Origin of the sequence: Streptomyces sp. NPDC058697 (assembly GCF_042715345.1) — a bacterium.
GTDB classification, from domain to species: domain Bacteria; phylum Actinomycetota; class Actinomycetes; order Streptomycetales; family Streptomycetaceae; genus Streptomyces; species Streptomyces liliifuscus.
Window position 1 is genome coordinate 35,177 of record NZ_JBHXSU010000031.1, and the last position, 24,623, is coordinate 59,799.

The window sequence follows — 24,623 nt, forward strand, 5'->3', positions numbered from 1 at the left end:
AGAAAGAGTAACGGAATAGCGTAACCGGGTTAAAGTTTTTACTTGGTTACGGAATAGATGCCGCTCGACGCCCGAGCGTCAAACACATCGCGGCAGCCCGGCCTCAAGCCGCGCGAACGCGCCCTCCGCCGCGACGACGGCATCCCGCTGCACGTCCGCGACCGGCTCGCCCTCCGCGATCCGCCGCCAGTTCTCCTGCGCGAGGATCCGCTGGACGGCGATGATCTGCCCGGCGGCGAGCCTGGCCTCAAGACCGCCTCCGAGCGCCCCGGTGAGGGCGCCCTCGGACCGCTCCAGATACTCGTACAACCGCGCGACCAGCGAAGGAGTCCCGTAGAGCAGCCGGTGGAAGGCGAGGATGTGCGGGTCCCCGTTGACCCCGGTGATGGGGTCGCTCCGCTCGATCCCGGCCAGGAACTGCCGCCGCAGCGCGTCGACGGCGGACTCCCCCGGCGCCCGGGCGGCGACCACCCGCGCCGCCTCGTCCTCGTGATCGGCGAACCGGTGCAGAACCAGGTCCTCCTTCGACGAGAAGTACCGAAAGAGGGTCGGTTTCGAGATCTGTGCGGCGGCGGCCACCTCGGCGACGGAGACCCGCTCGAACCCCTTCTGCAGGAAGAGCGTGATGGCAACGTCCGAGACGTCCTGGTACATGCGCAGCTTCTTACGCTCCCGCAGCCCCATGGAACCCGCAGCACCTGCCACACCCATCGCACCCGCTGTACCGGCCGCACGCGGCGCGCCCACGGCGCTCGCACCGCTCACCGCCCGCGTGACCCCGGTCGCACCCGGAGCACCCCTCGCACCCGTCTCGCCCATGCCCCGAGCCTACGCACTTTCCGGACTCCCGCCCTCCCCTTGAACGCCACTACCTCAGCCCCCTGGCTGGTTCCGACCCCTCCGGCCGACCCCTCTTGACCTCAACCAAGCTTGAGGTCAAAGACTGCCGACTACACCCTCTACTCCTTTACTTCCTTCTGGAGATCCCCGTGCGAGCAGCCCAGGTGCCCCGGTTCGGCGACCCGTCGGTCCTGATCACGACCGACCTCCCGGACCCGGTCCCCGCCCCCGGCGAAGTACTGATCGACGTCGCGTACGCGGACACGATCTTCGTGGAGACGCAGATACGGTCCGGCTGGGGCGGCGACTACTTCCAGGTGACCCCTCCGTACGTCCCCGGGGGCGGCGTCTCGGGAGTGGTGAGCGCCCTCGGCCCGGACGTGCCCGAGGAGTGGCTGGGCCGCCGGGTCACCTCGTTCGTGACGGGCGGGTACGCGGAGCGAGCGGTCGCGGCGGCCTCGGCCCTGACGGTCGTACCGGACTCCCTGGATCTCCTCGACGCGGCGGCCCTGGTCCACGACGGAGTGACGTCGACGGGCCTGCTGGAACTCACCGCAGTGACCGAGACGGACCGGGTCCTGATCCTGGGCGCCTCCGGCGGCATGGGCACCCTCCTGGTCCAGCTGGCCCATGCGCGGGGTGCCCGGGTGGTGGGCGTGGCCCGGGGCGAGGCGAAGCTCGCCCTGGTACGGGACCTGGGCGCGGACGCGGTGGTCGACGCGACGTCCCCCGACTGGCCGGCCCTGGCCCGCCACGCCCTCGGCGGCTCCGACAACGCGGCGGACGTGGTCCTGGACGGCGTCGGCGGCCAACTCGGCACCACCGCCTTCCCCTTGACGGCCACCGGCGGCCGCTTCTCGGCCCACGGCGCCCCGACCGGCGGCTTCACCACCGTGGACACAACCGAGGCAGAGCGGCGCGACATCACCCTGTTCGGCATCGCAGACGTCCAGTTCAGCCCGACCGACCTCACCCGCCTGACCGCCCACGCCCTCGGGGAGGCCGCGGCGGGGCGGCTGCGGACGGTTGTCGGGGAGGTGTTCTCGCTGGAGGAGGCCAGTGAGGCGCATCGGGCTGTCGAGGGGCGGGGGTTGGTGGGGAAGGCAGTACTGAAGTGCTGAACCGACACCACTTCTCGAGCGCTCTCTCGATGTCGGCCACATCCGGGACGCCGTCGAGCCCAAACGGTCCGGCCGCGGCCATCAACGCCTTGCGAACCACGGCTGTCGACCGCGCCGGCTCCAGCCGACCGGGGTGGTCGGGGCCGTCGGGGTGGCCGGCGAGCGACTGGGCGGCGCGCACCACGTCCGGGTAGACGGACTGCGCACGCTCGAATTCGACGTAGTGCCGCAGATCTCGTGCCACCCCGTCGACCGAGTCGGGGCTGGTGCACCGAAGCGCCCGGCACCAGCCGTCGATCACCTGCTCCCACTGTGGCTTCGGATAGCGCATCCGTACGAGGTGGATGGCAAGGTCGTGCAGCGGGTCGCCGTACGTCGCGAGTTCCCAGTCGACACAGACCAGAGGCGGTGCACCGGAACGGGTCACGATCACGTTGTCCCGGTGGAGATCCGCGTGCAGCAGAGCGAACGGCCGCCCGGTCATGGCGGGCAGCCGATCGGCGAACCGTCGCATCGCGTCCTCGGGGACGCCCAGTGCGGCGAACAGCCGCCCGAACACAGGCCAATTGGGCTCGCGCACCTGATGGTCCACCTGTGCCGTCAGCAGCCGCAGGAACCCCCGGCTGTCCCGGTCGTCGGACGGCCAGTCCGCGGGCAGCGGCGGCAGCGCCTCCCGGCCGACCTGAGCCATCCGCGCCGACAGGCCGGCCAACCCCTCGACGAGATCGGCGGGCACTGCTGTGCCGTTCGGGTGCAGCTCGGAGAGCGGAACTCCATCCACATAGCTGTGGATGGAGGCCTCGCGGCCGACGGCCAGGCAGCGCGGCACCTGGTACGGCAACACTCTGCCGACGGCATCCAGGACTTCGTCTTCCCGCGGCCAGGTGCGTACGACCACGGGCAGTGCCTCCGGCCTGCGGATCCGTACCGTCACGGGCGTGCCGACCTCACACTCCACATGCCGGGCCAGTTCCTCCGTCAGCGGCAGCACGAAGTTCTGGTTGTGATGCCCACGGAGCCTGACACCGGCGCGTATCGCGTGTCGCACGAACTCGTCGCAGGCGTCCGCGAGAGCGTGTTCGTCGGGTTCGTCGGGTTCGACCAAGGACATGGACGGCTCCTGGTCAGGTTCCGTCCGCTCTGCGCTTTCTGTCTTCGTCCCATCGCAGGATCGCCGCTTCGATCTCCGACAGGCTCGGCCGGGAAGTCAGCCCCAGGGGCTCGGCCGCCGCCCTGTGTACGTCCCGAACCTTCGAGCTCGCCTCGCGGAGCCGCCGAGCGTCGAACCCTCCTTCGACAACGAGGGACTGTGTCTCACGGATGACGTCCGTGAACAGGGACTGCGCCTTCTTGTAGTCGCGCAGCCTCGGCAGATCCTCGAACCAGCCTTCTGAACTGCCCTCTCTGACCTCTTCCGCGATGGCACGCCACCGCTGGATGATCTCCCGCTCCTGCCGAGCCGGGTACCGCATCAGATGGAGATGGGTTGCGAGGTCGTAGAGGGGATCGCCGAGCATCGCCAATTCCCAGTCGATGGCCCAGACTTTGCCCGCCGAATCGAGGATGAAGTTCTCTCGGTGCAGGTCCGCGTGCAGGAGACAGAACGGTCGCTTCGTCAGCCCGTCCACGTGCTTTCTGAGGTACTCGAAAGAATTGGGACCGAGTCCGAGATCAGTGAACAAGTCTTCGTATTCCGGCAGGTTCTGCCTGTACACACGCTCTTGGGTGAACCGGATGAGCCCTTCGAGAAATCCCGCGCTGTCCCCCTCCTGGGCCCGATCCTCCGGATCGCATTTTCGCTCCACGGGCAGAGTGCCCGAAGTGACAGCGATCAACTGGCGGAACAGTTTCAGGATCCGTTCGACAACCTCCCCGGGCACGGCTTCGCCGGACGGATGCCACTCCCCCAGGGTGGCGCCCTCGACGAATCGCTGCAGGTCCACGCCCTCCACCGCGGCGACCTCGGGAATGACGTCGATGCGTCGCTGCAGGTGGTAGAGCAGGTCGTACTCCGACTCGAAGCAACGCCTGTCGAACCACAGCAGCCTCTCGCGGGGCTCGCGGATCTTCCAGCGCCCTTTGAAGCCGGCCCCCGCCTCGGCCGACAAAAAGAACGCATATGTTTCGTGGTGGTACCCACACAGGGGACCTTCGACCGCGTCCGAGTGATCGCTCAGATCACTGGCAAGCAGTCGCGTCGCGGACGGTTCGGGTGACATTGCCCCGTTCTTTCTGGGACCAGCCGATGATGAGTGGAGGCAACGTACTACCCCAACGAGTCGTACAGGTTCAGAACCGTTTCATCCAGTCGCGCTTCATATCTTCGGCGGGTGGATGGGCTCACCCATACGGGGACACTCCGCGCACCACACCCACCACGACACATTGGCGACAATAGGTCTCCTTGCGAGACAGAACAGACGCACCCCTCCCTACCCGCGCGCGTAGCAATTGAGTTCGACGCAGAGAGCGTCACCGCTATTGGTTGACGCGATTCCGAACAATCCCCAGAACCGGCTCGAGAGACGCCACCACTGTCTTGGCTCCCGCATCGCGCAGCAACTTCTCCTTGTAGCCGTTACGCGCGTAGCCGAGGAATGCAACACCGGCCCGCTCAGCGGCTTCGTAGTCCGAAGGAGCGTCGCCGATCATGAGGGTGGACTGCCGGGCGGCCCCGAGGGCGTTCATTGCCCGGCTGAGGCAGTGCGGGTGCGGTTTGAGGTGGTGCAGGTCCTGGGTGCGGCCGTAGATGTTGGGCGCGAAGCAGCCGTCGAGGCCTCGGCTCTCCAAGTAAGTAGCTGCAGTGCGAGGTGAGTTGTTGGTCGCCACGGCCAGCCGGACGCCCACGGCGCTCCAGGTTCGTATCAGCGGATCCGCGAACTCCGTGGGCCAGGCGGAGGGGACCGCCTTGAGTTCCTGCTGGGTGAGACGTTCCTCCAGTTCGACCACCAGATCGCTGTGCGGATGGCGGCGGTTGACCGCGTGCAGGACCGCCATCGGGTCGGGGTGGACGCGTTCCTCCTCCGTCAGCAGTTCGCGGAGGCCCTGGCGTTCGAGCCACTTCACCAGGTCCTTGGCCACGTCCTCCGCCGAGTGCCCCGCAAACAACCGACAGATCGGCCCATCGAAGTCGAAGAGGACGAAGCGGGCGCGTTTGATCACTTCCTGGAGGTTCTCTGTCTCTGCTGCCACCGGACCAGTCTGCTTCGTATCAGGAGTCACTAGGAGAGTGTCAGGTCCGTCGTGATGGTTTCCCAGAGGGCGTTGAACCACTTTTGGGACTGCTCGACGAAGGCGGCGTCGCGTTGGCCCGCCCTTTGCTCGAAGGAGAACAAGAGGGATGTGGAGCCCAGGGCGTCGTACATGTCGAGTGTCGCGCCCCTGTCGCCGGTCTCCTCCTCGCGCCTCGTGATCATGTAGTACGCGATCAGCGCCTCGACGCCGTTGAGCAGGTACAGCTTCACCGGCGGGGTGAACGGGAGGGCCCGGAAGGTCACGTTGACGTCGATGCCGTGGGAGGAGCGCAGCGCCTTGAGGTTGTGGCGCAGGACGTGGCCCTGGGCGTTGCGCATCTCCAGCCACCGCCGATGGACCGGGTCGCCGCCCTCCTGGGCGTCCACGGACACGGGGAAGGCGAGGTTGATGTCACGGGAGGGCAGCAGGATGCGGACGTCGATCGACTCCGGGCGGAGCTTGCCCTCGTGGATCAGGCGGACCGGTTCACCGAGCGCCAGCATCAGGGTCTCGGCGGTGAGGCACGCGGCGTCCACCCGGACATGCGGCACGGCGAACGCCTCGACCAACTGCGGTGCCAACCCGACCATCGTCGGCTGGGGCTCGTCCCGCGCCGGGGTCACGTCCGCGATACGCGGGGGGCTGCCCTTGCTGACGTTGCTGAGCCGGCCCTCGTCCTGGAGCGCCCGCAGGGCCTGGCGGATCGTGCCGCGCTCCACGCCGAACTCCTCGGCCAACTCGGCCTGCGTGGGCAGGCGGTCGCCGGAGCGCAGGTCACCCACGCGGATGCGGTCCCGCAGGATGTCGGCGATCTCCTGCGGCGAGAGCTTTCTGCTGCCGTTCACTGCCACGTTCTCCTGGGTCACGACCAAACGCTACAACTCCGCTCCATCTTAGGGGAGTTGTTTGAAAGTTGTTTTGAAGCAGGGACCAACTGGGGATAACTTAGTCAGAGTTGGCAACCAACTTAGCGAAGATGGCGGAAGGTTTGCCTCCTCTCGCAAGTAGTTGGCAGATAGGAAGGCTCCGCGCCTCTCCGACATCGTCCCGCACCCCCGCCCCACACCGCCCAGCCCCGAAAGACCCGAAGGAGGATCCACCATGCCCGTCATAGCCTTCCTCTCCGCCGTCTTCGTCGTCACCTTCGAGCAGCTCGTCCAGTGGCGGTACGGTCCCAGCGGCGTCGTCGGGCTGCTGCTGCTCACCATCGGCATCAAGGCGAAGAGCCCGACCTGCAGCTCGATCGGCGCCGTCGTCCTCGCCCTCATGGTCTCCGGGCCCGCCCTGTGACCCGTACGGCCCGTACAGCCCGTACGAACTGCGAGGACGAGGACCCACTCGAAGATCAGGTACCCATCCGTGGGAGACCTCAGCCCGTGAGCACCAGCTCCGAGCTGATGGTCTCCCACAGTGCGTTGAACCACAGATGGGACTGCTCGACGAACGTCGTGTCCCGCAGGCCGTCGCCCTGTTCGAAGGGGAACAGCATGGACTGGGTCCCCTCCGCGTCGTACATCTCCAGGTACTCGTGGTCGATCTCCTCGCCGCGCCGCGTCAGGGTGTAGTACGCGAAGAGCGCCTCCGCGCCGTTGAGCAGGTAGAGCTTCACGGGCGGGGTGAACGGCAGGGCGCGGAAGGTGATGTGTACGTCGATGCCGTGCGTGGCCCGTAGCGCCAGCAGGTTGTGCTTGAGGACCTGGCCCTGTGCGTTGCGGTGGGCCAGCCAGCGGCGCTGCAGCCGGTCGTCGACCGTGTCGTCCACCGGCGCCGGGAACGCGAGGTCGATGTCACTGGACGGCAGGAGCACCCGGACGTCGACCCTGGCCGGTTTTATTCGGCCCTCGTGGATGAGACGCAACGGCTCACCCATCGCGAGAGTGAGGGAGACCGCCGTCAGACACAGGGCGTCGATCTCCACGTGAGGGGCCGAGAAGGCCGCCGTGATCCGAGACGCGAGCGCCACCATGGTGGGCTGCGGCGGGGCTCCGGGCCCGGTCAGAGCCGGTCCCACGTCCTGCGCGACGGTCGCCGGGCTCCCCTTGGACACATTGGACAGCAGGTGTTCCGACTGGAGGATGCGCAGCGCCTGGCGCACCGCCCCGCGCTCCACGCCGAACTCGTCGGCCAACTGGGCCTGTGTGGGCATGCGCTGCCCAGGCCGCAGCTCACCGGACCTGATCCGGGTGCGCAACTCGTCGGCCACCTCGCGGTGTGACCGCTGTGGCTGTTGTGACCTCTTCCGCCCATTGACGGCGACGTGTTCCGGGTCCACAACCAAACACTACAACTTCGCGCCATCTTTGGGCAGTTATTGAGAAGGTGGTTATGAGACGCATCCAAGAGGAGATAACTTCAGTGAAGTTGGTTACCAACTTGAGAAACATGGTCAAGCTTCCCAGGGGTTGGCCACCAGAGTCGGAGCTGCCGACCAGGTGGACGGTCCCAGCGGGGGTCCGCCTCCCCGTCCCGAAGGAGGGACCGCATGCCGCTCATCGCCATCATCGTCGCCGCCCTCGCCATCGGTTTCGAGCAGTTGATCCAGGTGAAGTTCGGGGCGATGGGCGTCATCGCCTTCGTCGCCCTCGCCGTCGGAATCAAGGCCAAGAACTCAATGATCGGCGGCATCGGGGCCGTGATCCTCGTGATGCTGCTCGCCCAGTCCGGCTGATCGGGCGCCACCGTCCGGCAGTCCGGCCGACCGGGCTCCCTTCCGGAGGGGAGCTGGGAGCCCGGTCGGTCCGCACCATCGCGGATAGCTCCAGGACCCGCGGAACAACAACTGAACAGTTACAGCTACAGCTACGGATCACAACTGAATAGCCACGAACAAACGGAGGAGAAGCCGCACACGCGGACCGGCGACACGGAACGGAGTGCCAGAAACAGGGAATCAGAAGATGTCCGGGCACCACGGTCGCCTGGACGTGCGCAGCAGGGCGTCGGCCAAGGAGGCGGCGCCCGCTCGTTCTTCCCGCACCCGCCCCAGCGCGGCGAGCCGCACCGCGGACTCGTCCCCGAGCCAGAGCGACCCCAACTCACCCACATCCAGCGTGAGTTCGGCGTCCTCCGTGGTCGGCGCACAACTCGCGCCCGCCTCCGAGGCATCCAGCCGGTACCGGCCCCCGCACAGCCCTCCCCGGTCGACGACCTCCAGGACGAGCGTCCCCGACACCCCGTACGTACGCGTCTCCAGCGCCGCCACGACGTCCAGGATCCGCACCCACAGCAGGTCGGCCTGCGTGAGGATGCGTGCCGCGCGGGGATCCGGCAGCAGATGCGGCAGCAGGTCGTCCGGCGCCCGCCACCCCGTCCTGACCTTCGTGACCCAGTCGACCGAGCACACGTACCGCCACAGGGCGCGCTCCGCCGCCGGCGTGACCGCGATCATGTCCTTGACCTTCGCGGTCTCCAGCGGCTGCTTCACATCCCCCCAGTGGTCGTCCACGGTGTACGTGAGCAGCCCCTCGGCCTCTCCCTCCGCGTTGCGGTACACGGCGTGGAAGGGCTCGGTCCACGATGCCGGGTCGAGCACCAGCGCGCCCGTACGGACCTGCCACCACCGCTCGTCGCGGTCGACCACGCCCGGCTGTACCCGCCTGAGCCGCTCATGGAGTTCCGGGCCCGTCTTCCGTACGTCGTCGCCGTCCACGAGGTCGATACGGCCGCCGTCGTCCGGGCCCGACCAGCGCGGGTCGAGCCCTGCCCTCGGCACGTCGATCGTCCACTCGGCGGTCGTCGTGGCCACGCCGAATCCGTACCGGCCGTAGATCGGGTACTCCGCGGCGATCAGCGTCGCCACGGTGTCGCCCCGCTCCTTCGCGGCCGCCAGGTCCTTCGCCATCATCCGGGTGAGGATGCCCCGGCGGCGGTGGGTCGCGGTGACCGTCACGTTCGAGATCGCGTCGGCCTGTACGGGGGTGCCGCCCACGGCTGTGATCTCCTGCGCGAACGAGCGGAACGTGGCTACGCATCTGGTGCCGTCGAATGCGCCCAGTGTTCGTTCGGGGACGAGGTAGGTGGTGCGGTCCTTGACGTCTGCGTCCGAGACGGTCGGGGGGAGCTGGAATCCCGTGTGCAGCGCGCGGGTCCACTCTCGGGTCTCGTCCTCGCGGATGGGGCGTATGTCGATGTCCTGGCGGGGGGTCATGCGGTCACGCTAGGCATACGTGGCGGGGGGTGTCGTGGGGTTTTCCTCTCCCCCAACCCACCCCTTCCCAAAACTGGGAGCTCCGCCCCCAGGCCCCGGGGGGGACCGTGTGCGGGTGCGGGTGCGCTGTGGCTGGTCGCGCAGTTCCCCGCGCCCCTAAAGACCCGTGGCCGAGGCCGGTTCACCACGTGCCGCCCGTCCTGGGTTGCTCGCGCAGTTCCCCGCGCCCCTAGCGGGGCACGGGCCGGAGGGGTCGTGGCGGGATGTGTGGCCGCAGCTTACGAGGACACGGGTTTGCGGTCACCGTGCTGCGGCTGTGGTTCACGGCGGCCGCTGCGGACGCACATCCCGGCGCGGCCCCGCACGCAGGCGACGAGCCGAAACCCCCACCCACCCCAGGGGCGCGGGGAACTGCGCGACAAGCCACAACGCACCCGCAGACAAACACGAACCCGACGTCGACGCCGATGTCACATCAGCAAGTCGTCCACCTGCGCCTCGCCCTCGCGATAGCGGCGAGCGATCTCCGCGCTGCAGTCGTCAGCCGTCCGCTGCAACTCCTGCCGCCGCCGGGAAACCTGCTGCTCGTACCGCACGAGCCGCCCCATCGCCGCGTTCAGCTCCGCATCCGTACGCGCCTCCAGGTCGGACAGCTCGACCTCGGCGAGCATGTCAGAGGCCAGCCGCCGGAACTCCTCGCTGTGAGGCGTACCCACAGTCACGTGCCGCGCGGACGACCGCTGCCGCGCCGGCGCATCCGTCAGGATCTCCGACAGCCGCTCCACGACGGACGCCTCGGCCGCGATCCGCGCCCCGCGCCCCCGCCGCGGGGCCCCCCGCCGACCCAACTCGGCCCGCAGGATGTCGATCCGCCCCTGCAGCAACCGCCGCACATAGCTCAGATCGGCCTCGTCCCGCTGCGCGTCCCTCCGCAGGGTGCGCAGCTCGGGCAGCCGCAGGACGCCCAGCTCGGGCTCAGGCTCGCGCTCGGGCTCGGGCGCCGACTCAGGCATGGGCATGGGACTGTCCGTACGCTGGGTGGGCGGACGCGCCGCGACCGGGCGCGCTGACGACGACGGCGAAGACTGCGGCAGGGACGCCTCCGGCGATGCCGATGCCGAAGGCGATGACGGCGGCTCCCCCCGAATCAGCGATACGACCCCGGGTGACTGCCCCGTACTCGGTGTGCTCATGTGCCTCAACCGTCCCCTCGACCGGCGCGTGTGAGCATCGTGCCACCCCAAGTGGCCGCTATGTGACCGAGTGCCCCCGATCGGCCCCAGATGGGGGGTTAAGGATCAATAAGAAAGCCCCCGTACGGAGTCGGCACCGAGGCCGACGCCGAGGCCCGCACCGACGTCAATCCGACGCACGGCATGATGGTCCGTATGCGTGCGGTGGTGCAGAGAGTGGACGGCGCGAGCGTCGTCGTCGAGGGTGAGACCGTCGGGGAGATCAGCGGCGAGGGACTGTGCGTCCTGGTCGGGGTGACCCATGAGGACACCAAGGAGAAGGCGGCCCAACTGGCCCGCAAACTCTGGTCGATCCGCATGCTGGCCGACGAGAGGTCGTGCTCGGACATCGACGCCCCGCTGCTCGTCATCAGCCAGTTCACGCTCTACGGAGACGCCCGCAAGGGCCGCCGCCCCACCTGGAACGCGGCCGCCCCCGGCGATGTCGCGGAGCCCCTCGTCGACGAGGTCGTGGCCCAGCTCCGCTCGCTGGGCGCGACGGTGGCGACGGGCCGCTTCGGCGCGCAGATGCGCGTCTCACTGACGAACGACGGCCCGTTCACGGTCCTGCTGGAGATGTGACGCCCCCTACGGCTCGACCACGACCTCCTGCGCCGCGGCCGTCGTGTCGGCCACCAGCCGCGCGTCCAGCGGTACGTTCCGCTTGACGAGGCCGAGGGCGATCGGCCCGAGCTCGTGATGGCGTACGGCCGTGGTCACGAAACCGATCTTGCGCCCCTCGGGCCCCTCGTCAGCGAGCCGAAGCTCCGCGCCGTGCGGCGGCAGATGGACCTCGCTGCCGTCCAGGTGCAGGAAGACGAGCCGGCGCGGGGGCTTGCCCAGGTTCTGGACCCGGGCGACGGTCTCCTGGCCGCGGTAGCAGCCCTTCTGCAGATGCACCGCGCTGCCGATCCAGCCCAGCTCGTGCGGGATGGTCCGGTGGTCGGTCTCGAAACCGATGCGCGGCTGGTGGTGCTCGACACGCAGCGCCTCGTACGCGAGCAGCCCGACCGCCGGGCCGTGCCGGTCGACATCGGCGGCGTACGACTCCAGGTCCGCACGCGGCAGGAACAGATCACGCCCGTACGGAGTCTCGCGGACGACGACGCCCTCGGGGACGTCGGCGATGGAGCCGGCGGGCAGGTGGACGACCGCGAACTCGGCCGTGCGGTCGGCGACTTCGACGCGGTAGAAGAACTTCATCGACTCCAGGTACGCGATCAGCGCGTCCTGGCTGTCGGGCTCCACGTGGGCCCAGGTGGTCGTCCCGTCGTCGACGAGGTACAGCGCGTGTTCGATGTGGCCGTGCGCGGAGAGGATCAGCGCCTCGGTGGCGCGGCCCGCCGGGAGGTCGCTGACGTGCTGGGTGAGCAGCAGGTGCAGCCAGCTGAGCCGGTCGTCCCCGGTGACGGCGACCACGCCGCGGTGCGAGAGGTCCACGAAACCGGTGCCGCCGGCGAAGGCACGCTGTTCTCGGAACAGGTCCCCGTAGTGGGCGGCGACACCTTCGTCCACACCCTCGGCGGGCACGGCACCGGGCAGGGACAGCAGAGGGCTCTTCATATCCACACAGCCTACGACCGAGTGGGCGCGCTTTTTATTTCCGCCGGAGTGCCGCTGCCCACTTGCCGTGGGGGGGCCGCCCCGCCGCCTACTCCGCCAACGCGGGCTACTCCGCCTGCGCGGCCTTCTTCGCCGCGCTCGCCGTGCAGTCCTCGCAGCGGCCGAAGATCGCGAAGTGCTTCATGTCGGTGGAGAAGCCGAACGTCTCGCGGAGCTTGGCGGTGAAGTCGGCGGCGATCTCGACGTCCGCCTCGATGACGTTCGTGCAGTCGCGGCAGACCAGGTGGAGATGGTGGTGCCGGTCCGCGAGGTGGTACGTGGGCGCCCCGTGCCCGAGATGCGCGTGCGAGACGAGCCCGAGCTCCTCCAGGAGCTCCAGGGTCCGGTACACCGTGGAAATGTTGACCCCCGACGCCGTCTTCCTCACCTCGATGAGGATGTCGTCGGGGGTCGCGTGCTCCAGGGTGTCCACGGCTTCGAGCACAAGTTGCCGCTGCGGCGTCAGCCGGTAGCCGCGCTGCCGCAGATCGCTCTTCCAGTCAGTGCCTTCGGTGCTGCTTCCAGTGGTCACCACACCGAAAGTCTAGAACTACTTGTAGAACTACTTGAAGAAAGCGATCCCGTCGTCCGGCATGTCGTCCGGCAGGGCCTTGGCCCAGCGCTCGACGTCCTCCGGGCTGACGACCTTCTTGAGCTGGGCCGACATGTACGGGCGGAGCGCGACCTCGGGGGTCTGCTTCTCGCCGACCCACATGAGATCGCTCTTCACATAGCCGTACAGACGCTTGCCGCCGCTGTACGGGCCCGAGGCGGCCGTACGGGCGACCGCGTCCGTGACCAGGTCGATCTGGGGCTTCTTGTCGGCCATCTCGCCGTACCAGATCTCGACGACGCCGTCGTCGCGGACCATCACGACCTCGACCTTGCGGTTCTGGTCGATCCGCCAGAAGCCGGACTCGGACTCCAGCGCGCGCACCTTGTTGCCCTCGGCGTCGAGGACCCAGGTGTGCGAGTGGTACTCCAGGAAGTCCCGCCCGTCATGGGTGAAGCTGACTTCCTGGCCGAAGTTGCACTTCTCGTCGCCGGGGAAGTCGTGGACGCCCGCGCCGGTCCAGTTGCCGAGCAGGAAGGCAAGGGGGACGAGGTCCTTGTGCAGGTCGGACGGGATCTCGATCATGAGGTCGGCAGTTCCTTGATGGGGGTCAGCGCTGGCCCTGGTACAGCTTCTTCACGGCCAGCCCGGTGAAGGCGAGAACGCCGACACAGACCAGGACCAGCAGGGCTTCGAAGAAGTACTCAAGCACGGGGTGCTCCTCGGGGGTGACGCGGTGGTGGGCAGTACAGAGCCGCTCCCCACTCTAGTGGGGGTGGGGAGCGGCTCTCTCTCCGAGGTCCGCCGGTCAGCTCAGGAGCTGGCTCTGCAGGACCACGGTCTGCCGGAAGGGGACCGCCGCGGCGGTGCCCTTGCGGGACTGCACGATCACGGCGACGGTGTCACCGGCCGAGAGGTAGGCCTGCCGGACCTGCTCGGCACCGTACGGCTGCGTCTCCACGTACGGCGAGCGGGTGACGTGGGCGAACTCGGTCTCCTCCGGGAAGTCCTCGTCCCGGTCGAACTCCTCGGCACCGCGCACGGCGTACGTCGGGCTGTCGTAGTGGATCAGCTCGGTCGCGTACAGCTCGTCCGCGGCGGCCGCGGTGTCGAAGCGCAGCAGGTAGATCCGCGTGTGCGTGCCGTCCTGCGTGGTCCAGCCGCGGGCGGCGATGTGGCGCAGCCCGTTGTCGGTCATCAGTTGGCCGGCGGCCTTGCGGTCCTCCTTCGACGTGAACTCCGCCAGGAAGTCGTCCGTCGCGAGCCAGCCGCCCTTGCCGCGCAGCGCCTTGTCCGCCTTGGCGCCCTCGGGGGCGGGCAGTACGAGCGCGCGCAGGTCGGCGTGGTGGGTGGCGGCCCCGTTGGCCTCGGCGAAGGGGGCCGGACTGCCGGACGGCAGGGGCGGCCTGACGATCTCCGGGTAGTCCCAGCGCCCGTCGGACTCGGTCGCGAGCCCCGGCAGGTCGGTGCGCTCCGCCCGCGTGATGCCGTACGCCGCGGCCGTACCGACCGTCGCGAACACCGCCGCGACGGCGGTCCACCGCAGCACGGCACGCAGAACCCGGCGGTCCTTCCCGGCCTTGGCCGGCGCGACCGGCGTCCCTGCAGGGCCTGCGGGGCCTGCGGGGCCTGCGGGAAGCGTCTCGGGCGAGGGAGACACGGCCGCCTGGCGCTGCTCGGTCTGCTCGGTCTGCTCGGTCTGCTCGGTCATATCGCCTCCCCCGGATCGGTGATGCGGTCGAGCTGGGTGCGCAGCAGCAACGCGACTCCCTCGGTGTTCAGCGGCCTGATCCCGGACGCGGTGGCGCTGACCAGCACGTCTCCCTCGTACGCGGAGCAGAACATCGCCTCGATCTCCTCGCCCGTGGTCCTCGGCTGCAGAAAGCACTTGGCGTTCTTGTGGCCCTTGATGCCGGGGCCAGCGCGGAAGACGTCCATGGCGTCGAGGAACTCGTTCTGGAACGTCGCGATGTCCCGGACGGCGGCCTTGTTCTCCATCCGGGACAGCACGACGCTCACCGCGAAGGCCGTCTTCGAGTCGGCGTAGGAGTTGCCCGCCGTACTGATGTAGCTGCGCATCGCCATGCCCTGGACGCGCTGCTTGTCGATCTCCTTCTCCAGCCGCAGTCGCTGGGAGCGGGGCAGGCCGCGCAGCGACTCCTTGCGCAGGGCGGTGGCCTCGGCACCGCTGAGCCGGGCGTCGTAGCCGTACTCGTTGAGGTCGGGGCCGCGGCCCCAGTCGTCCTCCCCGTACGGCACGAGCAGGCCGGCGAGCCCTGTGGCGGCGGCCGGCTGCTTGTCGTCCGCCTTCTCCCCGGGGAAGTCCCAGACGGGCGCGCCCGCGTCCCGGTCGGCGTCGTTCACGGTCACGACGGTGTAGCCGGTGCCCGCGACGACGGCGGGGGCCAGGAGGCCGGCACCGACGAGGGCGGCGATCCGGCCACGGCGTACGGGCTTCTTCGCGTCCGGCGCCTCGGGCTCGGCCGGCCCGGCTTCCCCCGTGGGGACACTGCTCGGGTCGTCGCTCACAGCCGCTCCATCTGCTGCTCGGCCAGGTCCATGATCTTCGCCTTGGCGATCGGCCTGCTGTCGTTCACGAAGATCTGCATGGCGATGTCGCCCCGCCAGGCATGCGCCTCGGCCGCGTACATCGGGAGGTATCCGGCCTTGTTCTCGGGCTGCTTCCGTACGTATGCCATGCCGTCGCCGGTGCCGGGGACGGCCCAGCTGTCCGTGTCGTACTCCGCCTCGCCGTACTGCTCGGCCTCCACCCGTTCGCGGGCGGCCAGGCGGTCCTCCTGGCGGTACTGCACGAGCCGGATCACGACCGAATAGGTGCGGCCCGTCTGCCAGGCGGTGACGGCCGCGCGGCGGAACTCGTCGTCGATGAGGGTGCTGTAGGCCGCCGTCGGCTTGGTGTACCCGTCCGCGTACATGTCGAGACCCACCCAGCCGTCGACGCCTTCGGTGGAGGTTGTGTCCCGCGCCCCCCTCGGCCGCTCGATGAGCAGCTTGCGCAGGTCACCGTCGGTCCTCACCCTGCGGTCCTGCGCGGCCGAGAGGGGCTGGGGTCCCTCGCCCCCGGCCTGCGGGAGCGACGGCTGCGAGAGCGACGGCAGCTCGGTGGGCTCGCGGTCGGCCTGGATCAGGTATCCGGCACAGGTACCGGCGACCAGTCCCAGCACGGCGGCCGTGGCGATCAGGAGCGTCGTACGCCCAGGCCCACGCCGACGCACACGCGGCATGGCCTGCTGCTCCGGGACCTCGGGTGCCTCCGGGGCTTCGGAGGTCTCCTGGACCTCAGGTGGTGCTTCGGGTCTTTCCGTGACTTCCAAGACGTCCCCCACAGAACGCGAAGCGCGGATTCCGTATCCGCGCGCACAGGAGACCCATGGCCAATACGTGGGGTTGCAAGGGAGTTGATTACGATTCGACCATGGCGAAGAAGCTCGTGATCAAGGTGACGGCGGGGGCCGATGCTCCCGAACGCTGTTCGCAGGCGTTCACGGTGGCGGCGGTCGCCGTGGCCAGTGGGGTGGACGTGTCGCTGTGGCTGACGGGCGAGTCCGCGTGGTTCGCGCTGCCGGGCCGGGCCGCCGAGTTCGACCTGCCGCACGCGGCCCCGCTCCCCGACCTCCTCGACTCGATCCTGGCCGCCGGCCGCCTCACCCTCTGCACACAGTGCGCCGCCCGCCGGGACATCACGGAGAAGGACGTCATCGAGGGCGTACGGATCGCGGGCGCCCAGGTCTTCGTCCAGGAGGCCCTGGCGGACGAGACCCAGGCACTCGTCTACTGACCGCGATACCGACCGGTACTGACCGGAATACCGACCGGGAGGGGTCACTGCCGGCGCTTCTTGCCGTCCAGTTCGTCCCACCAGTCGTCGGACTTGGGGTCGCCGGACGGGTCGTCACACCAGCGGTCGTCGGGGCCTCGGCGGTTGGCCGCCATCGCAGCGATCGGAGGAATCACCATGGCCACGACGCACATCCCGACGGCCACGGGCACCGACCAGAGCCGCACGACCCCCCAGGCCAGCACGAACAGCCCGATGCACGTCCCCATCATGGCGAAATACACGTGACGCCTTCGCGCGTACATACGTCCAGCGTAGATCCGGGCGGCTCGAATGGTCGGTCTGTGGGTAAGCCGAAGGGCCGCACCCCTTTACCGGTAAGCGTCCAACCCCCGGGGGTGCGGCCCTTCGGCCGTTTATACGGTGTCTGCCGTCAGGTGGTTCAGACGGGTTCAGACGGTGATGGCGACCTCGGCCAGGCCGCCGGTCTGGGCGACCACCGTGCGGTCGGCCGTGCCGCCGGGAACGAGGGCGCGGACGGTCCAGGTGCCCTCGGCCGCGTAGAAGCGGAACTGTCCGGTCGCCGAGGTCGGGACCTCGGCGGTGAACTCGCCGGTCGAGTCCAGGAGGCGGACATAGCCCACCACCGGCTCGCCGTCCTTGGTCACCTGACCCTGGATGGTGGTCTCACCGGGCTTGATCGTCGAGGCGTCCGGGCCGCCGGCCTTCGCTCCACACATGTTTCGTTTCCGTCCTTCAGTCCTTCAGGCCTTGGGTTATTGGGTTACTTGTTGGCGCCGAGCTCGATCGGGACGCCGACCAGGGAGCCGTACTCGGTCCACGAGCCGTCGTAGTTCTTGACGTTCTCGACACCGAGCAGCTCGTGCAGCACGAACCAGGTCAGGGCCGAGCGCTCACCGATGCGGCAGTACGCGATGGTGTCCTTGGCGAGGTCCACCTGCTCCTCGGCGTAGAGCTCCTTGAGCTCGTCGTCCGACTTGAAGGTGCCGTCGTCGTTGGCGTTCTTCGACCACGGGATGTTGCGCGCGGACGGGACGTGGCCCGGACGCTGCGACTGCTCCTGCGGCAGGTGGGCCGGCGCGAGCAGCTTGCCGCTGAACTCGTCGGGCGAACGCACGTCGACCAGGTTCTGCGAACCGATGGCCGCCACGACGTCGTCGCGGAAGGCGCGGATCGCGGTGTTCTGCGCCTTCGCCTTGTAGTCGGTCGTGGCGCGGGCGGGCACCTCGGCGACCAGGTCGCGGGAGTCGAGCTCCCACTTCTTGCGGCCGCCGTCGAGGAGCTTCACGTTCTCGTGGCCGTACAGCTTGAAGTACCAGTAGGCGTAGGACGCGAACCAGTTGTTGTTGCCGCCGTAGAGGACGACCAGGGTGTCGTTGCCGATGCCCTTCTCCGACAGGAGCTTCTCGAAGCCGGCCTGGTCGACGAAGTCACGGCGGACCGGGTCCTGGAGGTCCTTGGTCCAGTCGATCCGGATCGCGTTGCGGATGTGGTTCTTCTCGTACGCGGACGTGTCCTCGTCGACCTCGACGATGGCCACGCTGGGGTCGTCCAGGTGGTCCTGGACCCAGTCGGCGTCTACCAGGACGTCGCTGCGGCTCATGCTCGTTCTCCTCCGGGGCAGTTGCGGCGGGGCGTTGCGTCAGAAAGGGAGTGCGACACGCGCTCGACGATCACGGCTGCGATGGCGTACGCGGCGCAGGGATGGCCCCGACGAGAGAGGTCGAAGGGCCCGGCTCGCGGAAGTACGACGCTTCCGCTCAGAAAGTGCGACAGAGCATGGCGGCGACGCGGCACAGGTCTACTGCCCGCCGCTTCGTGAGGTCCGCCTGTCGCTTCATGCTGTCGATCGTAGGGACGGACAGGCGGGCATGTCACCGGTGTGTCGTATTCTGAGACGCGATCGTCCGGGATGTGGGACGAGGAGGGTGTCCGGCCCGTTTTCTCCCGGCCCCGGAGGGGCTTCGGCCGTCGTCACATCTCCCGCACAGCTGCTGTGCGGACGGGGGTGTCTCGCCTTTCGGACGGACGGTGAGTCGAGCGGGCCGCCGCCCTCACGCAGTAGCCGACGTACCCGGCCTACCTACCCGGCCTACCCGACCAGGCTGACGTCCGAACCCTTCACCGTGATGTCGACACCGTTCGGCGCCGCCTCGACCTTGTCGAGCTTGATGCCGCCGGGCAGGCCGTCGATCTGCTGCCGGAAGTCGGTGATCAGACGGACCTTGTCCTCGGCGAGCTGGACGCCCAGGTTGGGGAGGGAGTCGGCCTGCACCTGGACGGTGTCGCCCTTGACGCTGACCGAGCTGAGCACGGAGACCGGGCGGGGAAGCTTGGTGCTGAGCACCGTGGCCTCCACCTCGACCTTGATCTTGCCGTTGCCGCCGTCGGAGAGGCCGACGACCTCGGCGGTGACTCCGCTCGCGACGTCCACGGGTTCGGCCTTCGCCGCCTTGAGGAGTTCGTCGTACGAGATCGTCGCCGTGCCGGTCGCCGAGGCGGCCTTCGCGGAGCTGTAGTCGCCGGAGAACGCGACGCCTCGCATCTGGGCGGTGAGGTCGTCGATACGGATCTTGTCGGGGGCGTTGCCGCTGGAGGCGCCCGTGCCGCCGGTGGCGCCGCTCGTGTCGGCCTCGTAGTTCTTGATGCCGACCTCCACCTCGTCCAGTTCGCCGCCGACGACCTGGGTGAGGAAGGGGAAGCCCTTGATCGAGACGCTGGGGGTGGTGGCCAGGCCCTCGTTGGTCTTCAGTCTGTCCGCTGCCTCGTCCTCGGCGAAGCCGACGGCTACTCGGTCGGCGATGATGAAGAGGCCGCCGAGGATGACGGTCACGATCAGAAGTATTCGCAGTGCTCGCATGGTTTACGTGTTCCCCCACCTTGGCGGTCTCCTGGCGCGAGGGTAACCCTGCCGGGGCCTCCGGCCGGGGGGACGGGGGGAGTTGTCGATCAGCTGTGACAGGGGTGACCGCGGGACCAGGCCTTTTCTTCGCCCCCGCCGCCCCTACCCATTCCCGTCACTTACTCAGGGGCTCCGCCCCCGAACCCCCGTATCGCCCTGAACGCGCTCGTCCTCAAACGCCGGACGGGCTGGTTGGTGCCGGCCCCGCCGCGAAAATCCAGCCCCTCCGGCGTTTGAGGAGCGGGGGTTCGGGGGCTGGCCCCCGAAAGGGACGGGAATGGGTAGGGGCGGCGGGGGCGAAGAAGGTTGGTTTCGTCAGGACAGTGCGCGGCCCAGTACGTAGATCGCCGGGGCCGCTGCCGCCAGGGGGAGGGCCACGCCCGCGGTGAAGTGGACGAAGCGGGACGGGTAGTCGTAGCTGGCGACGCGGTGGCCGATCAGGGCGCAGGCGGCGGCGCCCGCGCCGAGGAGCGCACCGGACGGCACGCCGAGGTCGGTCGGCCCGCCCGCCACAGCGCCCGCCGCCGCCCCCGCCACCAACGCCACAACCACCGAGACCACCGTCGGCAGCGGCAGCGCACGGGCCAGAACCGCCACCCCGACCGCCACCGCACCCACCGTCACCGCGTCCGGCTCCGCCGCCAGATGCCCCGTCGCCACGATCGCCAGCGCCGCCGAGACGACCGTGGCCATCAGCCCGGACATCCGCTCGTCCGCCGGCGCATGGCTGCGCAGCTGCAGGACCAGGGTCAGCAGGACCCAGACACCGAGCGTGCCGAGGATCGCCGCGGGAGCGTTCTCCCGCCCGGCCGCGAGCAGCGCGACGTCCGAGGTGAGCGCCCCCGCGAAGGCGAGCGCGATGCCCTGCCTGGCGGGCCACATCCCGTTCAGCCGGAACCAGCCCGCCGCGGTCACCGCCTGGAGGATCACCAGCGGTACGACCAGTGCGTACTCCCCGACGGCCGCCGCGCCTGCCATCAGCAGCCCGAGGACCGCCGTGAGTGCGGCCGGCTGCAGGCCGGGCTCGATGATCGGCGAACGGCCCTCCGCCCGGGCCCGCTGGGCGGCGGTGAGACGGGTGTTTCCGGTGACGGTGGCCGGCCCGTACTCCGGCGCGGAGGCAGGAGAGGGAGCCTGTGCGCCGGGCACGGGCGCCTGCGCCTGGCTTCCGTAGCCCTGCGGCTGGCCCGGCTGGTTCCAACCCGTCTCCGCCGGCATCGGCTGCCCCACCACCCCGTACTGCCCGCCCTGACCGCCCTGAGCGCCGTACTGGGCCGCGTACTGCTGCTCCCCCGGCCCGTGCGGAGCCTGCTGCGGGAAGTACGCCGTGTCCGCGGACGGGGCAGGGGCCGGCGCGGGTGCGGTCGGTGTGAGCGGTGGCTGGACCTGGGTCTCCCAGGTCTGGCCCTCCCAGTGCTGGGTGTACTGCTGCTGGTCGGGCTCGGCGTCGGCCTCGTACTGCTGCTGTTGGCCCGGCCACCCGGACGGCGGCGGCTGCTGCGGCTGCTGCGGTTGCTGCTGGTAGGGGTCGTAGCCCTCGTACGGCTGGTTGCTCATGGTCCCGTCACCCTCCTGCGAACGGCGGGAGCACTTCGACCGTGCCGCCCTCGGCCAGCCGTACCGTCTCATGTCCGCGGGTGCCCACGGGGTCACCGTCGATGAGGAACGAGCATCGCCGCAGGACGCGGACGAGTTCGCCGGGGTGTCGCTCGCGTGCCGTGTCGAGCGCGTCCGCGAGGGTCTCCGCCTCGTACGGCTCCTCCGCGACGCCCGCTGCGGCCTTGGCGGCGGCCCAGTAACGCACCGTGCCCTTTGCCATCTGAATCCTGATTCCTGATTCCTCGGTCGGTGAGTGGGTGACAAGCTGACAAGCACCGCCCAGGCTAGCCCGCGGGCGCCGCCGACCCGGCCGCCCACTGCCCGATGCGGGCCAGCAGCTTGTCGTCCGCCGCGTTCTCCGCGTGGCCCATTCCCGGCTCCAGCCACAGTTCGGCGTGGCCGTCGGAGGCGTCGGCCAGCATCCGGGGGTGGTCCACCGGGAAGTAGCCGTCCAGCTCGCCGTGGACGATCAGCAACGGCGTGGGCGTGATCAGCGGGACCGACTCCACCGGGGAGGAGGGGACGGGGTCCCACTCGCGGTGGTGGATACGGGTGCGCAGGCCGTAGCGTCCGACGGCACGGCCCATCGGGCGGGTTACCAGCCAGTGCAGGCGGCGCATAGGGGCCGTGCCCCGGTAGTACCAGCGAGCGGGTGCGCTGACCGAAACAACCGCGTCCGTATGCGCTCCCGTGCGCCCCTCGTGCTCCTCACCACCGGCCGAATTGATCGCCGCGTGCCGCAGGACGACCGAACCGCCCATCGAGAAGCCGACCGTGGCCACCCGGGTGTGACCGAGTTCTCGTGCCCACTCCACCGCCGCCGCCAGATCGAGCACCTCGCGGTCGCCGACCGTCGAACGCCCGCCGGAGGCGCCGTGGCCCCGGAAGGAGAACGTGACGACCGCCCCGTACTGCGTGAAGGCGGTGGCCGCCCGCCGTACGTGCAGCCGCTCCAGGTCGCCCGTGAAGCCGTGCGCGACGACGATGGCGAGGTCACCGGGGACGTCGCCGGGAACGTCGTCAGCGGTGTCGGACGTACCCCTTCCGGGGTCGTACGCGGCATCGATGGTGACCCCGTCGACCGTGTGCAGAAATCTCCGCAGAGGTGGCCGCAGGGTTGTCTCAAGGCGTGGACGAATCAAAGATCGCGTCACATGACCTGCCGGACCTAGGTTCATGTGGGCTATTCTGCTGGGCAGAGGACTCGGGCAGCGAAGCCCCCGGGTCCTTTTGCGCTTTCTGGAGCGTTGTATACGAACGCTGTATACGACTCCCAGGGGAGATATCGCGACAGGAAGTGCGATGTCGGAGCGCAATTGCGGCGCCCAGGGGCGCGGGAGCCGCGAGCAGTAGGAACGAGAAGTACGAAGCAGTGCCGCAAACGTCCTCGCAGGGACCGAGGAGGAACCGACGTTATGGGCAAGCAAACCGTGCAAGACCGTGTGACGACCCAGGCAGGTGGGGTGCGATGAGTTCTCTGCTGCTCCTTACCAATGCTCTCCAGCCGTCGACGGAGGTGCTTCCCGCCCTCGGCCTGCTGCTGCACAACGTGCGCGTGGCTCCGGCGGAGGGCCCCGCTCTCGTCGACACCCCTGGTGCCGACGTCATCCTCATCGACGGGCGGCGCGACCTGCCTCAGGTCCGCAGCCTGTGCCAGCTGCTGCGGTCCACCGGGCCCGGCTGTCCGCTCATCCTCGTCGTCACGGAGGGCGGTCTCGCGGCCGTCACCGCGGACTGGGGCATCGACGACGTCCTGCTCGACACCGCGGGTCCGGCGGAGGTCGAGGCACGGCTGCGGCTGGCCATGGGCCGCCAGCAGATCGTCAACGACGACTCCCCCATGGAGATCCGCAACGGCGACCTGTCGGTCGACGAGGCGACCTACTCCGCCAAGCTCAAGGGCCGGGTCCTCGACCTCACCTTCAAGGAGTTCGAGCTCCTGAAGTACCTGGCGCAGCACCCCGGCCGCGTCTTCACCCGCGCCCAGCTGCTCCAGGAGGTCTGGGGCTACGACTACTTCGGTGGCACGCGGACCGTCGACGTCCACGTACGACGGCTGCGGGCGAAGCTCGGGCCCGAGCACGAGTCGCTGATCGGGACCGTCCGCAACGTCGGCTACCGCTTCGTCACGCCGGAGAAGGCGGACCGCGCCACGGACGAGGCGAAGGCCAAGGCGGCCCAGCCGAGGCCGGAGGATGCGGACGAGTCGGCACACCTCGACGCCACCGGGAGTGCCGAGGTCACGGTGGAGGCACAGGAGCCCGTACGACCTGCACAGAGGTAGGTCCATCCGCGTAGACTCCGCGCCGTGGCCAAGGTGACTCGGGATGACGTAGCACGACTGGCAGGGACGTCGACTGCCGTCGTCAGTTACGTCATCAACAACGGACCCCGGCCGGTTGCCCCGGCCACGCGCGAGCGTGTCCTCGCCGCGATCAAGGAGCTGGGGTACCGGCCCGACCGGGTCGCCCAGGCCATGGCGTCGCGGCGTACGGACCTCATAGGCCTGATCGTGCCGGACGCGCGCCAGCCCTTCTTCGGGGAGATGGCGCACGCGGTCGAACAGGCCGCGTCCGAGCGCGGCAAGATGGTGCTCGTCGGCAATTCCGACTATGTCGGCGAGCGCGAGGTCCACTATCTGCGGGCCTTTCTCGGGATGCGGGTCTCGGGGCTCATCCTCGTCAGCCACGCGCTGAACGATCTGGCCGCCGCGGAGATCGAGGCGTGGGACGCCCGGGTGGTGCTGCTGCACGAGCGGCCCGAGGCCATCGACGACGTCGCCGTCGTCACGGACGACGTGGGCGGCGCCGAGCTCGCCACCCGTCATCTTCTCGAGCACGGGTACGAGTACGTCGCCTGTCTGGGCGGTGTCGCGGAGACCCCCACCGTCGGTGACCCCGTCTCCGACCATGTGGAGGGCTGGCGGCGTGCGATGCACGAGGCCGGGCGGTCGACGGAGGGTCGCCTCTTCGAGGCGCTCTACAACCGGTACGACGCGTACAAGGTCGGTCTTGAGCTGCTGGCCGGGCCGGATCGGCCGCCGGCGATCTTCTGTTCCACGGACGACCAGGCGGTCGGGCTGTTGCGGGCCGCGCGTGAGCTTCGGATAGACGTGCCGGGGGAGTTGGCTGTTGCCGGGTTCGACGACATCAAGGAAGCGGCGTTGACTGATCCGCCGCTTACCACGATCGCGAGCGATCGGTCTGCGATGGCTCGGGCGGCTGTTGATCTCGTTCTCGATGACGGGTTGCGGGTTGCTGGTGCTCGGCGGGAGCGGTTGAAGTTGTTTCCGTCTCAGTTGGTTGTGCGGCGGTCCTGCGGCTGCTAGTTCGTTGGCGGGTGCGGGTGCGTCGTGGCTGGTCGCGCAGTTCCCCGCGCCCCTAAAGACTGCGCCGTTCCCCGCGCCCCTGGAAGCGGCGGTTGCCCGCGCGCCTGAAAGCCAAAAGATTGCGCCGTTCCCCGCGCCCCTGAACAGAAGTCGGGCCCCCCCCCCCGCGGGGGGGGGGGGGGGTTTGAGTGGGGTGTTTATAAAACCGGGTTTAAGAGTTGTTAGACCTACACCACGGAGTGGTG

The 24,623-nt window shown here is 69.1% G+C and carries 28 protein-coding genes and 1 pseudogene; 7 read left to right on the forward strand and 22 right to left on the reverse strand.

Annotated features, from left to right (window positions below):
* Positions 1–78 precede the first annotated feature (78 nt).
* Complete coding sequence (locus ACFWXQ_RS41240; protein WP_383948954.1) at positions 79–684, reverse strand: TetR/AcrR family transcriptional regulator; 606 nt, start codon at positions 682–684, stop codon at positions 79–81.
* Positions 685–989: 305 nt separating this feature from the next.
* Here ACFWXQ_RS41240 and ACFWXQ_RS41245 point away from each other — a divergent pair, with 305 nt between their 5' ends.
* Positions 990–1,961: a zinc-binding dehydrogenase gene (locus ACFWXQ_RS41245; RefSeq protein WP_383948957.1), complete on the forward strand. Its 972-nt coding sequence runs from the start codon at positions 990–992 to the stop codon at positions 1,959–1,961.
* 268 nt (positions 1,962–2,229) lie between these two features.
* On the opposite strand, the pseudogene ACFWXQ_RS41250 reads toward ACFWXQ_RS41245, so the two are convergent.
* From ACFWXQ_RS41250 to ACFWXQ_RS41265, 4 genes and pseudogenes are all read right to left on the reverse strand, one after another.
* Positions 2,230–3,072: pseudogene (locus ACFWXQ_RS41250) on the reverse strand (phosphotransferase family protein); the annotation flags it as partial.
* Between the two features lie 13 nt (positions 3,073–3,085).
* Positions 3,086–4,180 carry a phosphotransferase gene (locus tag ACFWXQ_RS41255; RefSeq protein ID WP_383948960.1) on the reverse strand — a complete coding sequence of 365 codons (1,095 nt, stop codon included), beginning with the start codon at positions 4,178–4,180 and terminating at the stop codon, positions 3,086–3,088.
* Positions 4,181–4,439: 259 nt separating this feature from the next.
* Positions 4,440–5,183: an HAD family hydrolase gene (locus ACFWXQ_RS41260; protein WP_383948963.1), complete on the reverse strand. Its 744-nt coding sequence runs from the start codon at positions 5,181–5,183 to the stop codon at positions 4,440–4,442.
* Positions 5,183–6,067: a GntR family transcriptional regulator gene (locus tag ACFWXQ_RS41265; RefSeq protein WP_383948966.1), complete on the reverse strand. Its 885-nt coding sequence runs from the start codon at positions 6,065–6,067 to the stop codon at positions 5,183–5,185. The genes ACFWXQ_RS41260 and ACFWXQ_RS41265 overlap by 1 nt, the downstream gene beginning before the upstream one ends.
* A 229-nt stretch (positions 6,068–6,296) precedes the next feature.
* Here ACFWXQ_RS41265 and ACFWXQ_RS41270 point away from each other — a divergent pair, with 229 nt between their 5' ends.
* A complete protein-coding gene (locus ACFWXQ_RS41270) occupies positions 6,297–6,485 on the forward strand; it encodes a hypothetical protein (RefSeq protein WP_055618439.1) in 189 nt (62 codons plus the stop codon).
* 79 nt (positions 6,486–6,564) lie between these two features.
* On the opposite strand, the gene ACFWXQ_RS41275 is transcribed toward ACFWXQ_RS41270, so the two are convergent.
* Entirely contained in the window at positions 6,565–7,473 is a 909-nt protein-coding gene (locus ACFWXQ_RS41275; RefSeq protein ID WP_189836754.1) for a winged helix-turn-helix domain-containing protein, read from the reverse strand.
* 204 nt (positions 7,474–7,677) lie between these two features.
* Here ACFWXQ_RS41275 and ACFWXQ_RS41280 point away from each other — a divergent pair, with 204 nt between their 5' ends.
* Positions 7,678–7,863: a hypothetical protein gene (locus ACFWXQ_RS41280; RefSeq protein WP_189836753.1), complete on the forward strand. Its 186-nt coding sequence runs from the start codon at positions 7,678–7,680 to the stop codon at positions 7,861–7,863.
* Positions 7,864–8,085: 222 nt separating this feature from the next.
* Here the strand turns inward: ACFWXQ_RS41280 and ACFWXQ_RS41285 are convergent, their stop codons facing one another.
* Both ACFWXQ_RS41285 and ACFWXQ_RS41290 read right to left on the reverse strand, forming a co-directional pair.
* Positions 8,086–9,342, reverse strand: a complete 1,257-nt coding sequence (locus tag ACFWXQ_RS41285) for a GNAT family N-acetyltransferase (RefSeq protein ID WP_383948971.1) — start codon at positions 9,340–9,342, stop codon at positions 8,086–8,088.
* A 470-nt stretch (positions 9,343–9,812) separates the two neighbouring features.
* The gene (locus tag ACFWXQ_RS41290) at positions 9,813–10,535 is read right to left on the reverse strand and encodes a hypothetical protein (RefSeq protein ID WP_383948974.1); all 723 of its coding nucleotides are present in this window, start codon (positions 10,533–10,535) and stop codon (positions 9,813–9,815) included.
* 195 nt (positions 10,536–10,730) lie between these two features.
* Here ACFWXQ_RS41290 and dtd point away from each other — a divergent pair, with 195 nt between their 5' ends.
* Positions 10,731–11,156: a D-aminoacyl-tRNA deacylase gene (dtd, locus tag ACFWXQ_RS41295; RefSeq protein ID WP_189836750.1), complete on the forward strand. Its 426-nt coding sequence runs from the start codon at positions 10,731–10,733 to the stop codon at positions 11,154–11,156.
* A gap of 6 nt (positions 11,157–11,162) precedes the next feature.
* Here the strand turns inward: dtd and ACFWXQ_RS41300 are convergent, their stop codons facing one another.
* The 6 genes from ACFWXQ_RS41300 to ACFWXQ_RS41325 form a co-directional block, all read right to left on the reverse strand.
* The gene (locus tag ACFWXQ_RS41300; protein WP_383948976.1) at positions 11,163–12,137 is read right to left on the reverse strand and encodes a YgfZ/GcvT domain-containing protein; all 975 of its coding nucleotides are present in this window, start codon (positions 12,135–12,137) and stop codon (positions 11,163–11,165) included.
* 106 nt (positions 12,138–12,243) lie between these two features.
* Positions 12,244–12,711 carry a Fur family transcriptional regulator gene (locus tag ACFWXQ_RS41305; protein ID WP_383948979.1) on the reverse strand — a complete coding sequence of 156 codons (468 nt, stop codon included), beginning with the start codon at positions 12,709–12,711 and terminating at the stop codon, positions 12,244–12,246.
* Between the two features lie 27 nt (positions 12,712–12,738).
* Positions 12,739–13,314: an FABP family protein gene (locus ACFWXQ_RS41310; RefSeq protein WP_362082733.1), complete on the reverse strand. Its 576-nt coding sequence runs from the start codon at positions 13,312–13,314 to the stop codon at positions 12,739–12,741.
* Between the two features lie 223 nt (positions 13,315–13,537).
* Positions 13,538–14,440 carry a hypothetical protein gene (locus ACFWXQ_RS41315; protein WP_383948982.1) on the reverse strand — a complete coding sequence of 301 codons (903 nt, stop codon included), beginning with the start codon at positions 14,438–14,440 and terminating at the stop codon, positions 13,538–13,540.
* Positions 14,437–15,258 (reverse strand): hypothetical protein, encoded by an 822-nt coding sequence (locus ACFWXQ_RS41320; RefSeq protein ID WP_383948984.1) that lies wholly within the window; start codon positions 15,256–15,258, stop codon positions 14,437–14,439. The genes ACFWXQ_RS41315 and ACFWXQ_RS41320 overlap by 4 nt, the downstream gene beginning before the upstream one ends.
* Entirely contained in the window at positions 15,255–16,064 is an 810-nt protein-coding gene (locus tag ACFWXQ_RS41325) for a hypothetical protein (protein WP_383948987.1), read from the reverse strand. Before ACFWXQ_RS41325 ends, ACFWXQ_RS41320 begins: the two co-directional genes overlap by 4 nt.
* 101 nt (positions 16,065–16,165) lie before the next feature.
* On the opposite strand from ACFWXQ_RS41325, the gene ACFWXQ_RS41330 reads away from it, so the two are divergent.
* Entirely contained in the window at positions 16,166–16,528 is a 363-nt protein-coding gene (locus ACFWXQ_RS41330; RefSeq protein WP_383948990.1) for a DsrE family protein, read from the forward strand.
* A gap of 44 nt (positions 16,529–16,572) precedes the next feature.
* Here ACFWXQ_RS41330 and ACFWXQ_RS41335 read toward each other — a convergent pair whose 3' ends face one another.
* The 8 genes from ACFWXQ_RS41335 to ACFWXQ_RS41370 form a co-directional block, all read right to left on the reverse strand.
* Positions 16,573–16,833, reverse strand: coding sequence for a DUF3099 domain-containing protein (locus tag ACFWXQ_RS41335; RefSeq protein WP_383948993.1), 261 nt, complete (start codon positions 16,831–16,833; stop codon positions 16,573–16,575).
* 147 nt (positions 16,834–16,980) lie between these two features.
* Entirely contained in the window at positions 16,981–17,268 is a 288-nt protein-coding gene (locus tag ACFWXQ_RS41340; protein ID WP_055617549.1) for a DUF1416 domain-containing protein, read from the reverse strand.
* Positions 17,269–17,312: 44 nt separating this feature from the next.
* Entirely contained in the window at positions 17,313–18,152 is an 840-nt protein-coding gene (locus ACFWXQ_RS41345; RefSeq protein WP_383948997.1) for a sulfurtransferase, read from the reverse strand.
* Between the two features lie 157 nt (positions 18,153–18,309).
* The gene (locus ACFWXQ_RS41350) at positions 18,310–18,390 is read right to left on the reverse strand and encodes a putative leader peptide (protein ID WP_350310325.1); all 81 of its coding nucleotides are present in this window, start codon (positions 18,388–18,390) and stop codon (positions 18,310–18,312) included.
* 251 nt (positions 18,391–18,641) lie between these two features.
* Positions 18,642–19,409, reverse strand: a complete 768-nt coding sequence (locus ACFWXQ_RS41355; protein WP_383949000.1) for a DUF2993 domain-containing protein — start codon at positions 19,407–19,409, stop codon at positions 18,642–18,644.
* A gap of 357 nt (positions 19,410–19,766) precedes the next feature.
* Positions 19,767–21,008 (reverse strand): hypothetical protein, encoded by a 1,242-nt coding sequence (locus ACFWXQ_RS41360; protein WP_383956656.1) that lies wholly within the window; start codon positions 21,006–21,008, stop codon positions 19,767–19,769.
* A gap of 7 nt (positions 21,009–21,015) precedes the next feature.
* Complete coding sequence (locus tag ACFWXQ_RS41365) at positions 21,016–21,270, reverse strand: MoaD/ThiS family protein (protein WP_383956659.1); 255 nt, start codon at positions 21,268–21,270, stop codon at positions 21,016–21,018.
* A gap of 64 nt (positions 21,271–21,334) precedes the next feature.
* Positions 21,335–22,228: an alpha/beta hydrolase gene (locus ACFWXQ_RS41370; RefSeq protein ID WP_383956662.1), complete on the reverse strand. Its 894-nt coding sequence runs from the start codon at positions 22,226–22,228 to the stop codon at positions 21,335–21,337.
* Between the two features lie 290 nt (positions 22,229–22,518).
* Here ACFWXQ_RS41370 and ACFWXQ_RS41375 point away from each other — a divergent pair, with 290 nt between their 5' ends.
* Complete coding sequence (locus ACFWXQ_RS41375) at positions 22,519–23,334, forward strand: response regulator transcription factor (protein ID WP_383956665.1); 816 nt, start codon at positions 22,519–22,521, stop codon at positions 23,332–23,334.
* A 24-nt stretch (positions 23,335–23,358) separates the two neighbouring features.
* Positions 23,359–24,378: a LacI family DNA-binding transcriptional regulator gene (locus ACFWXQ_RS41380; protein WP_383956668.1), complete on the forward strand. Its 1,020-nt coding sequence runs from the start codon at positions 23,359–23,361 to the stop codon at positions 24,376–24,378.
* Positions 24,379–24,623 lie beyond the last annotated feature (245 nt).

Excerpts from the sequence above, each read along its gene's own strand:
- ACFWXQ_RS41240 (WP_383948954.1), bottom strand. The coding sequence starts at position 684 with ATGGGGCTGCGGGAGCGTAAGAAGCTGCGCATGTACCAGGACGTCTCG.
- ACFWXQ_RS41255 (WP_383948960.1), bottom strand. The coding sequence starts at position 4,180 with ATGTCACCCGAACCGTCCGCGACGCGACTGCTTGCCAGTGATCTGAGC.
- ACFWXQ_RS41270 (WP_055618439.1), top strand. The coding sequence starts at position 6,297 with ATGCCCGTCATAGCCTTCCTCTCCGCCGTCTTCGTCGTCACCTTCGAG.
- ACFWXQ_RS41280 (WP_189836753.1), top strand. The coding sequence starts at position 7,678 with ATGCCGCTCATCGCCATCATCGTCGCCGCCCTCGCCATCGGTTTCGAG.
- ACFWXQ_RS41285 (WP_383948971.1), bottom strand. The coding sequence starts at position 9,342 with ATGACCCCCCGCCAGGACATCGACATACGCCCCATCCGCGAGGACGAG.
- ACFWXQ_RS41290 (WP_383948974.1), bottom strand. The coding sequence starts at position 10,535 with ATGAGCACACCGAGTACGGGGCAGTCACCCGGGGTCGTATCGCTGATT.
- dtd (WP_189836750.1), top strand. The coding sequence starts at position 10,731 with ATGCGTGCGGTGGTGCAGAGAGTGGACGGCGCGAGCGTCGTCGTCGAG.
- ACFWXQ_RS41300 (WP_383948976.1), bottom strand. The coding sequence starts at position 12,137 with ATGAAGAGCCCTCTGCTGTCCCTGCCCGGTGCCGTGCCCGCCGAGGGT.
- ACFWXQ_RS41310 (WP_362082733.1), bottom strand. The coding sequence starts at position 13,314 with ATGATCGAGATCCCGTCCGACCTGCACAAGGACCTCGTCCCCCTTGCC.
- ACFWXQ_RS41315 (WP_383948982.1), bottom strand. The coding sequence starts at position 14,440 with ATGACCGAGCAGACCGAGCAGACCGAGCAGACCGAGCAGCGCCAGGCG.
- ACFWXQ_RS41330 (WP_383948990.1), top strand. The coding sequence starts at position 16,166 with ATGGCGAAGAAGCTCGTGATCAAGGTGACGGCGGGGGCCGATGCTCCC.
- ACFWXQ_RS41335 (WP_383948993.1), bottom strand. The coding sequence starts at position 16,833 with ATGTACGCGCGAAGGCGTCACGTGTATTTCGCCATGATGGGGACGTGC.
- ACFWXQ_RS41340 (WP_055617549.1), bottom strand. The coding sequence starts at position 17,268 with ATGTGTGGAGCGAAGGCCGGCGGCCCGGACGCCTCGACGATCAAGCCC.
- ACFWXQ_RS41345 (WP_383948997.1), bottom strand. The coding sequence starts at position 18,152 with ATGAGCCGCAGCGACGTCCTGGTAGACGCCGACTGGGTCCAGGACCAC.
- ACFWXQ_RS41350 (WP_350310325.1), bottom strand. The coding sequence starts at position 18,390 with ATGAAGCGACAGGCGGACCTCACGAAGCGGCGGGCAGTAGACCTGTGC.
- ACFWXQ_RS41355 (WP_383949000.1), bottom strand. The coding sequence starts at position 19,409 with ATGCGAGCACTGCGAATACTTCTGATCGTGACCGTCATCCTCGGCGGC.
- ACFWXQ_RS41360 (WP_383956656.1), bottom strand. The coding sequence starts at position 21,008 with ATGAGCAACCAGCCGTACGAGGGCTACGACCCCTACCAGCAGCAACCG.
- ACFWXQ_RS41365 (WP_383956659.1), bottom strand. The coding sequence starts at position 21,270 with ATGGCAAAGGGCACGGTGCGTTACTGGGCCGCCGCCAAGGCCGCAGCG.
- ACFWXQ_RS41370 (WP_383956662.1), bottom strand. The coding sequence starts at position 22,228 with ATGAACCTAGGTCCGGCAGGTCATGTGACGCGATCTTTGATTCGTCCA.
- ACFWXQ_RS41375 (WP_383956665.1), top strand. The coding sequence starts at position 22,519 with ATGAGTTCTCTGCTGCTCCTTACCAATGCTCTCCAGCCGTCGACGGAG.